Genomic DNA, 14,504 nt, shown 5'->3' with positions numbered 1-14,504 from the left:
CCGGCAACAAGGTATTGCCAAAAACGGGCTGTTTCATTTACCTATTTCCAACAATTTCATTTCTAAAATGAGTCCCCCATTTCAGAAACTCCTCTAAAAGCTTATCCGTCGATCTGCCAAGTGGAGTTAAAGAATATTCAACGGTTACAGGCATGCTATCATACAAAGTGCGAGTGATGATTTTATTTTCCTCCAGCGCCTTTAATTCCTGCGACAACATTTTAGGAGAAATATTACCAATTTCTCTTTGAATTTCTCCAAAACGCTTATCTCCATCTGTGAGAGAAATAATAATCGGAATCCGCCATTTGCCCTGAAGCACTTCCATAGCATCTTTTCCGGCTATCAATCTATACTGACAAGTCTCTTTTTTAATTGCTTTTGCCATTGTTTTTCAGATTTACTTACCTGAAGGTAACTACTTACCACGAGGTAACAACTATATTTTAGAAAGCAAAGATACCTATTTTTGCAGAACAATTAATAAAAGAAGAATGAAAAAGAACAAAATCATTTATTGGACAGCAACCATATTGATGCTGCTGAGCGGAGTATCAACAGCTCCAATGTATTTTACTAACCCTATGTTTATTGAATCATTTCATCATTTGGGTTTCCCTGATTATTTCAGAATAGAGCTGGGTGTATTCAAAATAATTGGTGCAATTGTGTTATTGTTGCCAATGATACCTGCAAAATTCAAAGAATGGAGTTATGTAGGTTTTGCAATCGCATTTATTTCTGCATTTATAGCACATTCTGTGGTAGATAGTTTTCCTGCTTCTATCTTCCCATTAATACCACTTGCATTTTTAGTAGTTTCTTATATTTATTTTCATAAGAACCTGGCAACAAAATAAATGATGGAAAATAATTCTCTGAGAAGTTTCCTGCGCCTACTCTTTTTGAGTACAATATCAGTATTTGGTTTACCCAAATTTATTTTCGCAAAACAATTATTTCAATGAACAAAAAAGTAATAAAAAAAACGGATTCAGCATTTAACCCCATTGCAAAAGGACTTAAAGGTGCGGGCTTCTTTGCAAGAGAATTTCCTATTGAACCATTTTTACTCTTTTCAGAATTTCGGATGTCACTACCTGTATTTGGTCCTCATCCACATGCTGGTGTTTCGGTAATGACCTATATGCGACCTGATAGTAAGGAAAGTTTTATAAACAGAGATAATTTAAGTGGCTTAAGTTTTATTGAACCAGGAGGTTTGCATATCATGCAAGCAGGAAGCGGAATGCACCATGATGAATTTCCCAAAGAAGATGGTGTAGTAACAAGCGGTTTTCAAATTTGGTTTAATCACTCTGGCAAAAATCGTTTTGTAACACCCCGGTCAATTCATGTAGATGCGAAGGATGTTCCGGAAGTAGAATCAGAAAATGCTTTGATAAGAATAGTTCATGGCGCTTATGGTGGTAAAAGCACCATGCATAAAATGGTAACAGATGTTGACCTTCTGCATATTTATCTGAAACCACACAAAAGCATTACCATAGCTACTAAACAGATGGCTTTTGTATATGGCATGGAAGGTGGCGGTACGACGGAAAGTGAAAAAATATTGCCCAAAACAATGATTAATTATTCATTGGATGGAGATAATATTACGATAAAAGCCGGCCAGGAAGGTTTGCAATTTATGCTTGGAACTGGCAACCCACATCATGAACCAATAGTTTATGGTGGACCATTTGTAGCTACTACATCCGAACAAATGGAAGAAATGCAGCGTAGATATTCTCGGGGAGAAATGGGACAATTAGAACCTTATGAAAATGAATGATGAGCAATCAAAAAGTGTGATTTATATAAAGACACCTTTCTTCTTTTGTTTTTTTCCTCGTTGACAACATGAACTTTGATACGACGAAAAGAAAGAAAGTAACCGCACAGGGGTAAGCAACCGTTTACCATATTTCATTTCTTAAAACAAGAATTAAGAATGTATTTGACCAAAGCAGTACGTTTCCAGGACAAGGTGGACAACGGAAATTCAGACAAGTTTAAACAAGCATTAAAAAGTTCATTTTTTTGATCAAACTTAACAACAAAAGTATGCCAGCCATCAACATCGGTTTGGCGATATGATAGCTAAAATGCTTCTTTTGAATTTTTAGTGCTTAATAAAGTTTAGGAATTTTAAGTAATTTAGTGTTGAAAGACCCCCATGTCGCCAAGTGCTGAACCGTTACCTGCAATGCGATTGGGCAGTTCTTAAATGCAAAATTTGACCATGACAAATCTTACCTGTATAATGCCTTGTTTTATTATTGCAGATTTGAAAATTTCGGTTTCATTCTATGTTGATCAACTTGGTTTTCAGATCACATATATTGGTCCTGACGAAAATCCTTATTGGGCTATTGTGGGTCGGGACAATATTTCTATTATGCTTAAGGCCGTTGCTCCTGAAATAAAACCTATTCCTAATCGTACCCGACACGAATGGGCACCCACAGATGCTTATATTTCTGCTGCTGAACCAGACACTTTGTTTGAAGAATATCGCTCAAATGGTGTAACATTTAGCAAGCCTGTACGCGACAATAGCGATAATTTGCGAGGCTTTGAAATAGAGGATGCTGACGGGTATATCTTGTTTTTCGGGCACCCCAATTTATAACAATTAACTTTTAGTGAACACTTTGCCTTTAATTGCAATTTGTGTCATTGCTCAATAAGAAAATGGGAGAAATGAAATGGCAACAGACAAATTTACGGTAACAATACACATGGTTTCAAGTCTTGACGGAATTATTGCCAAAAAAGACAACAGCGTTTCGTGGTTTGACACCTCAGACAACTATGATAAAGGAGTTGTTGGACAAGATCCCGAAGAATTTCTTAAAACAATAGATTGCTATGTAATGGGTTCACGTACCTATGAACACGCTTTTGAACTTTCAAAATCTTATGGTTGGGCTTATGGTGACAAGCCAACAATTGTGGTCACTAACAGAAATCTGCCGGTTGACAGACAGAACATTGAGTTTTATTCGGGCGACCTGAACAAACTTGTAAACGAACGACTGAAACCGGATTATAAAAATGTATGGGTAGTAGGCGGTTCTATGCTTACCAAAAACTTTATTCGCCTAAAATTGGCAGACGAGATAAGGGTAAGCATTTTGCCAATTATTTTAGGCGATGGGCTGTTATTTTTTGACCAAATAGGACAAGATCAGGCATTACATCTGAAAGACACGACAGCCTACAAAAATGGAATGGTTGAACTGTGCTACGGAATAGTAAAGTAACATCGAATGAAATACTGCCTGTAATATGGGTTTCACGTCTCGCGGACTGACCTGCTTCGTATGAACATTTGAGCTAAATTTAAATTCGGTCTCCGTACCAAGGTTAGTGCAAAAAAGCCCGCCCGAATGCAAAGCCCGAAACGTTGGCAACAAGGCTAACGAACGTCCGAACTAAATCAAAACACAGACAAAAACGAGCCGTTTAACTTGTTGTCGTAAATCGGAAAACAATTGCGGCAAAATCGAAGAACAACAAAAAAGGCGAGTTCTACACCCAACTTTCTGACATCAAAAGAGATGATGAGAACGAGGGTAAATTTTACTTTATCTTTTGAACGAGAGTAAATTTTTGGCGTTTTTACTCTTGTATTGGAAACGAGATTAAAACTTACACTTGAACAAACCATTCAGTTAGAAATGCGGTTGTTGGTTCAATTAAAAAAATGGGAGAGAAAAATCCTAAACCTATTTTGAAATGGGCGAAAAAATATTTGCATCACACAGACAAGGAAGTTCGCAGAGAAATTTGTCACGGCATTGAACTTCGCGGACGAACACATCCACAGGATATTTTACCATTGCTCAAAGAACTTCAATTTGACAAGACAATAAGAGTTAAAAACACTTTAGTTCACGTTTTAGGTCAAATTGCATATAAAAAAGGCTGTCTTGCAACTGTTGTTGAACAGCTTAAATCGTGGGATAACAAAGAGCTTGTTTTACAAGCTTTAGATGAAATTATTGATGTTCATAATCGTTATAAAGACCTTGCAATACTGACACAGGAACAAGCAATAAACTATATTGACAAGCATTACAAACAAAAAGGCAACAGTGCTTTTTAAGGCTTAATAACAACTCAATTGTTAACTTTTTCACACAGCCTGCCTTGCTTTTATTTCTGAAACAACCAGATTCCGTATTTTATTTATTTGCCAACGCACAAATGATTTGTGTATATTTACCGGTACAAAAGCACGGGGTGCCATTTATGGCTGAGATTATACCCGATACCTGATTTGGATAATGCCAACGTAGGGATGCAAGTTGAAAAAATCTATTTCAAATTCCATCTGTTGGTTTTTCCGGGGATGGGGTTTTTGTTAAATAAAATAACAGAAATGGATTTAGAAAAATTTTCAACTGACTTAATACCGCAAGGTCAGCAAAACTGGCAAGGAAGACCGGAATGGTTTTTCAATCGTGAACATACCGATACCTATGAGCAATGGTATGAAGGAAGGTATAAACGTGCCGAAATCTGGCAAAAAAAAATCATGGAACAGCTTGTTTCTAATGATAAACGGGTCAAAACATTATTAGAATTTGGTTGCGGAACGGCACGTTTTACAAGGTGGTGGAAGAAAATAGGTATTGAAGCAACCGGAGGAGACATTTCTCCCCTTATGTTATCGCAAGCAAAACACCTTTTTGAAGGCGATTTGGTAATGGCAGATTCGCATCACATGCCTTTCAAAAACCACAGTTTTGATGCACTTGCTTTCATTACCACTTTTGAATATTACAAAGACCCTGTAAAAGTTATCCGGGAAGCAGCACGCGTAGGCAAATACGGTATAGCAATGGGAATGATGAACCGTTACTCTACCAAAGTATTAAGAAGAAGAGTTCAACAATTATTTGGGAAGAATCCTTTTTACATAACAGCAACTTTTTACTCGCCACAAAAACTGACAGACATTATCCATGAAGCACTTGAAGGACGGGAATATTCTATTCACTGGACCTGCACCGGACTTCCAAAGTGGTTCCCTGTTCAACAATGGAAACTACCATTTGGCGATTTTTTCGGCTTGTATATACAACTAAAAGATGTAGACTAATGAGCGAAAAACTTGGCAAAATAGAGCATCATTTATTTGAACAACTCATCTATAACAAATGCGGCCATCAACGTGAAGAAGTAATTGAGGGGGCACAGTTTGGTGTAGATGTTTCTGTTATTGATTTACCAGGCGGCATGGCTTTGGCATTAACCAGCGACCCGTTATCGCTAATCCCTTCGCTTGGTTTGCAGGAATCGGCATGGTTGTCTGTTCATCTCATGGCAAATGACATGGCAACAACAGGGCATGCTCCAATGTATGGTCAGTTTGTATTAAATCTTCCTTCCTCATTTTCAAAAAGCGACTTCAAAATATATTGGGAATACATTCATAAATTTTGCTCAGAAATAAAAATTGCCATTACCGGAGGGCACACAGGCTTTATTGAAGGTCAGCACTCTACAATTGCCGGAGGCGGAACTTTTATTACAGTTGCACCTAAAAATAAAATACTGGTATCAAAATCAGCAGAATCAGGAAATGCGATTTTGGTAACCAAAACCTGTGCGTTATCATCATCGGCAATTCTTGCGATGAGTTTTCCAAGCACGGTAAAGAATAAAGCAGGAATGGAAATATACCAGCACGCATGCAATTCATTTTATCATACATCCTCTTTGCAAGATGCTTTAACTGCTGTGGGCGAAAACAATGATCATTTAAATGTTACCGCCATGCACGATGTAACCGAAGGTGGAGTATTGGGAGCTATCTATGAATTGGCCGTTGCTTCGGGAAACGGTGCTGTTATCTACAACAATAAATTACCCATTGCAGAAGTTCAGGCAGAAATTTGTAACATTTTTTCCATAGACCCAAGATATTGCATCGGTGCAGGCTCCATGATCATTACCTGTAAAAAGGAAGCATCTGATGAGGTAATTGCCCGTTTGGCTAAAAGAAATATCCCCTGTGTAGAAGTTGGCGAATTATGCGAAAAGAAAGATGGGATAACGCTTATTGAAAACGAGAAGAAAACTGATTTGAGATATACAGAGGAAGACCCATACTGGGCTGCATTTTTCAGCGCATCAAAAAAAGGTTGGAAATGAGAAAAAGAATACAGAACGGCATTTATCTTATCGTTGATCCATCCATGGATCGGGATAGATTACTGAACAAATTGAAGGAAATTGTTCACGAGGAAATAGCAGCGATACAAATATGGGATAACTTCAATCCCAATGAAAACCTGGTAGAATTCATAAACGAAATATTGAATTTGTGCCATCCTAAAAACATTCCCGTATTAATCAATAACCGATGGGAATTATTAAAGGACACCAATTTAGACGGCGTTCACTTTGATGAAGTGCAGGATAATATCCGTCAATTGAAAGATGAATTAGGCAAAGAAATTATTACAGGCATCACTTGCAATAATGACTTATCCATTATTAAATGGGCAAACGAAAACGGACTTGATTACATTTCATTTTGCTCTATGTTTCCATCATCAACAGCAAACAGTTGCGAATTAATAAATTTTAACACCGTTAAAGAGGCAAAAAAAATCACCTCACTACCTGTTTTTCTGGCAGGAGGAATAAAACATGAAAATATAGAAATGCTAAACGAACTGAATTATTCAGGCATCGCAGTAGTGTCGGGAATAATGAATACCGACAATCCCGTTGAAGTGCTTAAAAAATATCAGCAAAAAATAAAAACAAGTTAAGATGAGAATAGAAACCATTAAAAAACTCTGCTGTTCATTCGACAAAGCAGATTTAAAATTAACAGTAATATCAAAGGACATTCAGGAAAATATTTTAGAAGGGATTTTACTCTGCAAAGAATGTAAGCGAGTTTACCCAATAGTATCAGGAATACCCATTATGAGCCCAGACGAATATAGGGAATTTAGATTAGAGCAGCCTTTGTTACAGCGCTTGACAAAAGATAAAGTATCTGATAGTTTTCGGCTGATATCAAACGAATCAGAAAACAAATAACAAATCGACCATCGAATTCAAGCCATAGAATAGAAAGAGATGCGGAATTCAATGACGAAATTTTTGAAGCCTCAGGATTTAAAAGTATATGTAGCAACAAATCCTGATGGCAACATTATGAGGATTTTCCAGTAATGGTTATTTGAAATTTAAGATAATTTTTGAAAAAAAACCTACTGCGCGAAATTCAAATTGACCAGGAACACAATTATTAATGACTAAATATTCAAGCTAAACCAATGCCTTACAAATGCTTTTAATCAAACCGGGACCTTCATATATAAATCCGGTGTACAATTGAACTAAACTTGCACCTGCATTAAGTTTTTCCTGAGCATCCTCCGCAGAATGAATTCCACCAACGCCAATAATAGGGAAAGCTTTACTCGATTTTTCTGAAAGATAACGGATTACCTCAGTTGAGCGTTCTTTAACGGGTTTGCCGCTTAAACCACCTGTTTCTGCCGCCAGTGTTTGGTCGGTCGTTAAATTTTCTCTGCTAATGGTCGTATTTGTTGCAATGATCCCCGCAATTCCTGTTTCAGCAACAATTTCAATAATATCATCTAATTGTGCATCAGTTAAATCAGGTGCTATTTTTAATAAAATCGGACGGGAAATATCATTTTTACGATTACGCTGTTGAAGCGTATTTAAGATATTCTTTAATGGTTCCTTTTCTTGTAATTCACGTAAACCTGGGGTATTTGGAGAGCTTACATTAACCACAAAATAATCTACCACATCAAAAAGCCTGTCAAAACATTTAATGTAATCGCTTACGGCATCTTCATTTGGTGTAACTTTATTTTTTCCGATATTCCCTCCCACTACAATATCAGGATGTCTGTCTTTTAACAAACGTAAGCGCTCTGCCATCACATCAACACCCTTATTATTAAAGCCCATTCTATTGATCAGTGCTTCATCATTGGGCAAACGAAACATGCGTGGTTTATCGTTTCCTGGCTGGGGCATTGGAGTAACCGTTCCCACTTCAATAAAACCAAAACCGAGATTGCTTAATGCTTCAACATATTCTCCATTTTTATCAAACCCTGCGGCCAAACCAACTGGATTTTTGAATTTAATGCCAAAAACTTCGCGTTCCAAGCCTCTGATGTGCACATCGAAACTGCTGCGAATGATGGTTTTTCCAAGCGGAAATTTATCATTAAACCATTTTAACCGCTTAACTACAAAATAATGTACGTTTTCAGGGTCAAATTTGAAAAATAGAGGTTTAATAAGACGATACATGCAACGAAGATAAATAAAATCCAGAAAAATTTAAGAGAGAAAATTGTTAACGTATTTATACGCAACTTTCAATTTCCCCTCTTAAATCATACTTCGTTGTTGTTTAGTAAGCCGCAGTGAATTGTTCCTGATGATGTGCGTTATTCTCCAATTCATCAGCAATTACAATGGCTAAATCTTCTACTGATAAAACAGAACGTCCTTCTTCATTAAAAACCGGGCTTGTTTTACCTAAACGATATTTACCCGTACGACCAATGGTTATGCCTTGATGCATTTCAATTGCAGGACTAAAAAATAGCCAGTCTAATTCTGTTTCCTGTTTTAAAGTATTGAAATAATCTCTTACAGCAGATGCACCTGGCTTAAATTCAGCAGGGAAATCCGGACCATCAACCAATTGGTTTCCATCAATTTGCAGAGTACCGGCACCACCAATAAAAATGTAACGCTTAACACCTGATAATTTAACTGCTTTTTGAATGGCCTCTGCACCCTTTATGGTATCCTCATAAAGATTTGGGTTTGTCCAACCCGCGTTAAATGCACTTACAACTGAATCAGCACCTTGTAATGCATTTACTAATTTCTCTGTATCCGATACATCAGCGGCAACTTTGGTCACCTTATTATCTGTACTGTCAATTTTATTGATATCGCGGGCAATTGCAATTACTTCGTTACCGCGATCTACCAACTCTTTTAAAATGGCTTTGCCTACAAATCCTGAGGCACCTATTAATGCTACTTTCATATTATTTAAGATTAAATTGTTTAATTGTAATGTTTTTTATTACAGTTTTAGTTAAATTTTTTTAGTCGAATTTAGCGCTAAAATCAGCAAGTGTATAAGTAGATAAATTTTTGATCAGAGCGTTTTCTGCCTCATCATAAAGTTTTGATAAATGTTTGGAAATTTGCTTACCAACCAGGCAATCAGGATTTGGTTCATTTTTGCTTTCGCCAAACAAACTTTTCTGCTTCACTGCTTTATATACTTCGCCAAAATTAATATCTGCAGGATTTTTAGCCAAAGTTGAACCCCCACCCTTACCTTCCTTACTATGCACTAATCCATGTTTACGCAAATTAGCCAGTTCCTTCCTCACTAAAACAGGATTACAATTTATGCTTCCTGCAATATATTCTGAGTTCAGGAGCTGTCCTTTTTCATGATCTAAAAGAGTAAGAATATGCAAAGAAATTGAAAAATGACTATCGCTCATACTGTAATATTTTTAATTACAGTACAAAAGTATGAATATTTTTGAATGATCTAAAAAAACAATTGCATTTAACTTTGAACTGACAAATCAAGCATAACTATTTCAATCGGCATTATTATAAAATGAATGGCATGGGAGAAAATAAAGGAGCGCACCCAATGAATAACGATGCAAATAATTAGATAAAAAAGCGATATTTTTAATTCACAATCCTAACTTTTTTAAAATTGTTAAGCTTTTCTGAAAATTGACGGATTCTTAACTTACCGTATTTGATTTTCAATCTGAAAAAAGCCTTTAAATTTCGTACTTTTGCAGCCGAAATGATTTCAATAAATAATTTAACATTCCTGATTGGCTCGAGAGCCTTGTACGATGAAGCGAACTGGCACATTAAACCTGGCGATAGAGCTGGCTTAATAGGTGCTAACGGGACAGGAAAATCGACACTTTTAAAATTAATTGTAGGAGAATATGCACCTAGTTCGGGTACCATTTCTATGTCTAAGGACTTAAAAATAGGTTATTTGAATCAGGATTTACTTTCTTATGATTCTCACCATAGCATTTTACATGTGGCGATGGAGGCTTTTGAACGCCAAAATCAATTGCATGATGAAATTGAAGAATTGCTAAAAAAAATCGAAACAGATTATAGTGAAGAGGTTTTATATAAACTAAGCGATAAACAGCAGGAGTTTGAGGCTTTGGATGGTTACAATATCGAATACAGAGCAAACGAAATTTTAGCTGGTTTGGGTTTCAGTACAGCAGATCAGTTACGCCCTTTAAATACTTTCTCCGGAGGTTGGCGTATGCGGGTAATGCTGGCAAAAATTCTTTTACAAGATCCTGATATTTTACTGCTCGATGAACCAACCAACCACATGGACTTACCCTCTATTAAATGGCTGGAAAACTATTTAATGGGCTTTGAAGGTGCAATTGTGATTGTATCTCACGATAGATATTTCCTGGATAAAATTGTAAACCGTACCGTTGAATCGCGTAAAGGAAAATTAACCGTTTATGCAGGTAATTATAGCTTCTATGTAGAGGAAAAAGCTTTGCGTGGCGAGATTCAAAAAGGAGAATTTAAAAATCAGCAGGCTAAAATTAAACAGGAAGAACGTTTAATTGAGCGTTTTAAAGCTAAAGCATCAAAAGCAAAAATGGCGCAATCGCGAATGAAAGCTTTAGATAAAATGGAACGTGTGGAGGATGTTGATGATGATAACCCTACTGTAAATTTCAGCTTTAAATTCACCAAACAATCGGGCCGTCATGTGGTTCGCATAGAACATGCCACAAAACATTACCCAAATGTTCACATTCTGGAAGATGCAGAAGCGGTAATTGAAAAAGGCGATAAAATTGCATTAATCGGAGCAAACGGTAAAGGTAAATCGACATTATTGAGAATTATTGCTGGAACTGAAAAATTTGAAGGAATGTGCGAAACTGGCCATAATGTAACCACTACTTTCTTCGCACAACACCAATTGGAATCATTGCATTTAGGTAATTCTATTTTAGAAGAGTTACAGGCATTTGCCCCTAAACATAGTGATACCGAATTACGCAGTATTTTAGGCTGTTTCTTATTTACCGGCGATGATGTTTTCAAGAAAATCAAAGTACTTTCAGGAGGCGAAAAATCGCGTGTGGCCTTAGCTAAATCTTTAACTACAGATTCAAATTTCCTGATTCTGGATGAGCCTACCAACCACTTGGATATTCAATCGGTTAACATCTTAATTCAGGCTTTACAGCAGTTTGAAGGCACTTTTATCGCAGTATCTCACGATAGATATTTCCTTGATAATGTGGCCAACAAAATCTGGTTCATTGAAAATGAAAAAATCAAGGTTTATCCAGGTACTTATGCAGAATATGAAGAGTGGAACAGCAAGCGTGTTATTCCTGCTTCAAAACCCATTCCGATAAAAATGCCTGAAAAACAAAAAGAAGAGCCAAAACCAGTTGCTCCGAACTCGGCTAATCAGTTGAAAAAATTAAATGATGAGCTAAAGAAAACAGAAACATTAATTTCAGAATTAGAGCAAAGTGTAAAAAGTATCGAAGCCGAATTAGCTGATGAGAATGTTTATGGCAAAGCTGACAAATTAGCTGAAGCAAACAAACGCTATTTAGCCGCTAAACAGGATTTGGATGATCATCAGAATAAGTGGGAAAGCCTGGCTGCTGAGATCATGGAACTGGAAGGTTAAGTTAGCCGCAGATAAAATAAACTAGCCGCAGATTCGCAGATTATTGAAAGTATAATCTGCGAATCTGCGGCTTTTAGTTTTAAAAACCTCTCCCTGTTAATGGAAGCAGTAAAAGTCACATTGGTACTATCCCTCTCCTTAAAGAGAGGGAATGAACAGAAAGTTGTTTAAACCCAATCCATTTTAATACTAAGGGTTAAAAGCAGTTCCTTGATTTCCCTCTCTTCAAGGAGAGGGAGGCCACAATAAAAGCAAAACACCAACTTTCATAGGGAGAGGTTTTGCCACTTCATCAGAAAACTTTACTTTTAGCTATGCAAAAAATATTATTTCTGATTCTATTTTTCATCCCTACCCTAGCTCATGCCCAAACTGATAAAACTTTTATTCACGAAAACAAAATCTATCAGCCTAATATTAAAACGGTACTTTGTTACAATAGCTCGCGTGAACAAAGCCTGCCTGTTATACAACTAAACACTTTAGAAACCATCACTTTTTCTTTTGATGATTTATTGGCCGGAACTAAAAACTACTGGTATTCCATTGAACATTGCACATCAGATTGGCAACCATCAAAAATTTCCACTATTGATTATTTAGGCGGTTTTAATGATGACAGAATAATTAATTACCGCTATTCATCAAACACCACCAGAAAATATACACACTACGAATTAAGCCTGCCAAATACCCAGATACAACCAAAAATTGGAGGGAACTATCTTTTAAAAGTTTATTTGGATGGCGACAAAAACCAGCCTGTGATTTCACAACGCTTTTATATTGTTGATCATCAGGTTGCTGTTGCTGCCGAGGTTACCAATTCCATGCAGGTAATGGAACGGAACTCAAAGCAAAAAATAAATTTCACGATTAATCACACCATGCCCATCCCTAATCCTTATCAGGATTTAAAAGCCATGGTGATGCAGAATTTCAATTCCAATACGTTACAAATAAATACCCGCCCTTCTTTTATTCGCCCGAATCAATTGGTTTATAATGATTTAACCACCAACGATTTTTGGGGAAATAACGAGTTTAGAAAATTCGATACCAGAAGTTTACGCTATAAAGCAGATAACGTGAAAGATATTTATCGTGATAACGAATCAGTAAATGTATTGCTTTTTCAGGATGCACCGAGAAATACCGGAGCTTTTGCCAACCAATATGATGAGAATGGGAATTTCTACATTAAAAACACTGATGGAAGAGATGATAAAACGGAATCAGAATACATGGGTGTTCTTTTTACGCTTAATGCTACAGCACCAGACACTAGCGGCGATGCTTACGTGATCGGTCGTTTTAATAATTATACTTTAGGTAAAGAAAACAAATTACTTTACGATGCTGGCAGAAAGCAATTTTATGCCAGTATTATGCTTAAACAAGGTTTATACGACTATGAATATGCCTGGTTTAATAATGACACTAAAACTTTAGAAACCCAACCTTTTGAAGGATCATTTTTTCAAACAGAGAACACTTATCAAATTTTCGTTTATTATCGTCGTCCTGGTGCCCGTTGGGAAACGTTAGTCGGCTATGCTAATATCAGCAATAAAGCTGAAGATAGAAGATAAGGATCTTTTCAAATATTAATTGTCAATTATACCTTTATTGTTACACAAATTTTCGTAATTATAATAGCGGTTAATTACTTTAGTAATCAGATTATTAAGTAACCCAAAAAATGCTTTTAACAAAGCAATGCTAACCAAAATTATGTTTAAGAAAGTTATTGCCTTTGCATTAATTACCTTTATTTATCAGCAAAACTTTGCTCAAAATACGCTAAAATCCTATACTCAAGCCATCAATGGAACTAAATTAACCTTTGATATGCAGGCTGTACCAGCAGGCAAATTTCAAATGGGGAGCAAAGCTGGCAAAGCAGATGAACAACCGGCACATGAGGTTAAACTTGATGCTTTCTGGATTGGAAAATATGAAGTTACCTGGGATATTTTTGAGCCGTTCCTTTATCGTGATTATGAAAAACAGGCCAGTATTACGGCAATTCCTGCAGAGGTGGATGCGGTAACCAGGCCAACAAAGCCATACCTGGACATGACTTTTGGAATGGGAAAAGAAAATCAGCCGGCGGTTGCCATGACTCAATATAATGCCATTCAGTTCTGCAAATGGTTATATGCCCGAACGGGGGTTTTCTATCGCTTACCAACTGAAGCGGAATGGGAATATGCATGTAAAGCCGGAACCAATACTAATTATAATTTCGGAGATGATATCTCCAACTTAAAAGACTACGCATGGTACAGTGAAAATAGCGATAATAAAACTCATCCTGTCGGACAGAAAAAACCAAACGCCTGGGGTTTATATGATATGCACGGAAATGTAAGCGAATGGACTTACGACCAATATATTGCAGACTTTTATCTTCAGGGAAAAGGAAAAACAACAGAAAATCCTGTAGCGACCCCTGAAAAACTATACCCAAATGTTGTACGTGGTGGTTCTTATGATGAAACTCCGGAGAATTTAACTTCAACAGCACGCCTGGCATCTGATCCTTCATGGAAACAGTTGGATCCGCAAATACCTAAAAGCAATTGGTGGTTTCCGGAAGCTCCTTTTGTTGGGATGAGATTGGTTCGGCCTGCTAAAACTCCTTCTAAAGCTGAAATTGAAGCTTATTATAATAAGCAACCCATCAAAGATTTATAATCTACACTTATAA

At 36.7% G+C, this 14,504-nt stretch carries 16 protein-coding genes and 1 riboswitch; of the genes, 12 read left to right on the top strand and 4 right to left on the bottom strand.

Annotation, left to right across the window (positions count from 1 at the left end; genetic code table 11):
* Positions 1 to 37 precede the first annotated feature (37 nt).
* A complete protein-coding gene (locus DU508_RS13370; protein ID WP_115403281.1) occupies positions 38 to 388 on the bottom strand; it encodes a winged helix-turn-helix transcriptional regulator in 351 nt (116 codons plus the stop codon).
* A gap of 106 nt (positions 389 to 494) precedes the next feature.
* Here DU508_RS13370 and DU508_RS13365 point away from each other — a divergent pair, with 106 nt between their 5' ends.
* From DU508_RS13365 to DU508_RS13325, 9 genes are all read left to right on the top strand, one after another.
* Positions 495 to 860, top strand: coding sequence for a DoxX family protein (locus tag DU508_RS13365; protein ID WP_115403280.1), 366 nt, complete (start codon positions 495 to 497; stop codon positions 858 to 860).
* 104 nt (positions 861 to 964) lie between these two features.
* On the top strand, positions 965 to 1,798 hold the full coding sequence (locus tag DU508_RS13360; RefSeq protein ID WP_115403279.1) for a pirin family protein: 834 nt from the start codon (positions 965 to 967) through the stop codon (positions 1,796 to 1,798).
* A 450-nt stretch (positions 1,799 to 2,248) separates the two neighbouring features.
* Positions 2,249 to 2,638: a VOC family protein gene (locus DU508_RS13355; protein WP_147273631.1), complete on the top strand. Its 390-nt coding sequence runs from the start codon at positions 2,249 to 2,251 to the stop codon at positions 2,636 to 2,638.
* A gap of 76 nt (positions 2,639 to 2,714) precedes the next feature.
* Entirely contained in the window at positions 2,715 to 3,272 is a 558-nt protein-coding gene (locus tag DU508_RS13350) for a dihydrofolate reductase family protein (RefSeq protein WP_115403277.1), read from the top strand.
* Between the two features lie 443 nt (positions 3,273 to 3,715).
* Positions 3,716 to 4,117, top strand: coding sequence for a HEAT repeat domain-containing protein (locus DU508_RS13345; protein ID WP_199562706.1), 402 nt, complete (start codon positions 3,716 to 3,718; stop codon positions 4,115 to 4,117).
* 123 nt (positions 4,118 to 4,240) lie between these two features.
* A riboswitch (TPP riboswitch) is annotated at positions 4,241 to 4,330 on the top strand.
* 63 nt (positions 4,331 to 4,393) lie between these two features.
* A complete protein-coding gene (locus DU508_RS13340; RefSeq protein ID WP_115403361.1) occupies positions 4,394 to 5,116 on the top strand; it encodes a class I SAM-dependent methyltransferase in 723 nt (240 codons plus the stop codon).
* Positions 5,116 to 6,171, top strand: a complete 1,056-nt coding sequence (locus DU508_RS13335; protein WP_115403276.1) for an AIR synthase family protein — start codon at positions 5,116 to 5,118, stop codon at positions 6,169 to 6,171. The genes DU508_RS13340 and DU508_RS13335 overlap by 1 nt, the downstream gene beginning before the upstream one ends.
* Positions 6,168 to 6,797 (top strand): thiamine phosphate synthase, encoded by a 630-nt coding sequence (locus DU508_RS13330; protein ID WP_115403275.1) that lies wholly within the window; start codon positions 6,168 to 6,170, stop codon positions 6,795 to 6,797. The genes DU508_RS13335 and DU508_RS13330 overlap by 4 nt, the downstream gene beginning before the upstream one ends.
* Position 6,798: 1 nt before the next feature.
* The gene (locus DU508_RS13325) at positions 6,799 to 7,074 is read left to right on the top strand and encodes a Trm112 family protein (RefSeq protein WP_115403274.1); all 276 of its coding nucleotides are present in this window, start codon (positions 6,799 to 6,801) and stop codon (positions 7,072 to 7,074) included.
* A 231-nt stretch (positions 7,075 to 7,305) separates the two neighbouring features.
* On the opposite strand, the gene DU508_RS13320 is transcribed toward DU508_RS13325, so the two are convergent.
* The 3 genes from DU508_RS13320 to DU508_RS13310 all read right to left on the bottom strand — a co-directional run bounded on the left by DU508_RS13320 (position 7,306) and on the right by DU508_RS13310 (position 9,560).
* A complete protein-coding gene (locus DU508_RS13320; RefSeq protein WP_115403273.1) occupies positions 7,306 to 8,334 on the bottom strand; it encodes a quinone-dependent dihydroorotate dehydrogenase in 1,029 nt (342 codons plus the stop codon).
* 103 nt (positions 8,335 to 8,437) lie between these two features.
* Positions 8,438 to 9,088: an NAD(P)-dependent oxidoreductase gene (locus DU508_RS13315; RefSeq protein ID WP_115403272.1), complete on the bottom strand. Its 651-nt coding sequence runs from the start codon at positions 9,086 to 9,088 to the stop codon at positions 8,438 to 8,440.
* A gap of 61 nt (positions 9,089 to 9,149) precedes the next feature.
* A complete protein-coding gene (locus DU508_RS13310) occupies positions 9,150 to 9,560 on the bottom strand; it encodes an Rrf2 family transcriptional regulator (RefSeq protein ID WP_115403271.1) in 411 nt (136 codons plus the stop codon).
* A 323-nt stretch (positions 9,561 to 9,883) separates the two neighbouring features.
* Between DU508_RS13310 and DU508_RS13305 the strand changes: the two genes are divergently transcribed.
* The 3 genes from DU508_RS13305 (at position 9,884) to DU508_RS13295 (ending at position 14,491) form a co-directional block, all read left to right on the top strand.
* Complete coding sequence (locus DU508_RS13305; protein WP_115403360.1) at positions 9,884 to 11,791, top strand: ABC-F family ATP-binding cassette domain-containing protein; 1,908 nt, start codon at positions 9,884 to 9,886, stop codon at positions 11,789 to 11,791.
* 314 nt (positions 11,792 to 12,105) lie between these two features.
* The gene (locus DU508_RS13300) at positions 12,106 to 13,383 is read left to right on the top strand and encodes a type IX secretion system plug protein (protein ID WP_115403270.1); all 1,278 of its coding nucleotides are present in this window, start codon (positions 12,106 to 12,108) and stop codon (positions 13,381 to 13,383) included.
* A 142-nt stretch (positions 13,384 to 13,525) separates the two neighbouring features.
* Positions 13,526 to 14,491: a formylglycine-generating enzyme family protein gene (locus DU508_RS13295; protein WP_115403269.1), complete on the top strand. Its 966-nt coding sequence runs from the start codon at positions 13,526 to 13,528 to the stop codon at positions 14,489 to 14,491.
* Positions 14,492 to 14,504 lie beyond the last annotated feature (13 nt).

It is taken from the genome of Pedobacter chinensis, assembly GCF_003339865.1.
Classification (GTDB): Bacteria; Bacteroidota; Bacteroidia; order Sphingobacteriales; family Sphingobacteriaceae; genus Pedobacter; species Pedobacter chinensis.
The sequence above is the reverse complement of the archived record's forward strand: the minus strand, read 5'-3'. Positions and strand labels throughout refer to the sequence as shown.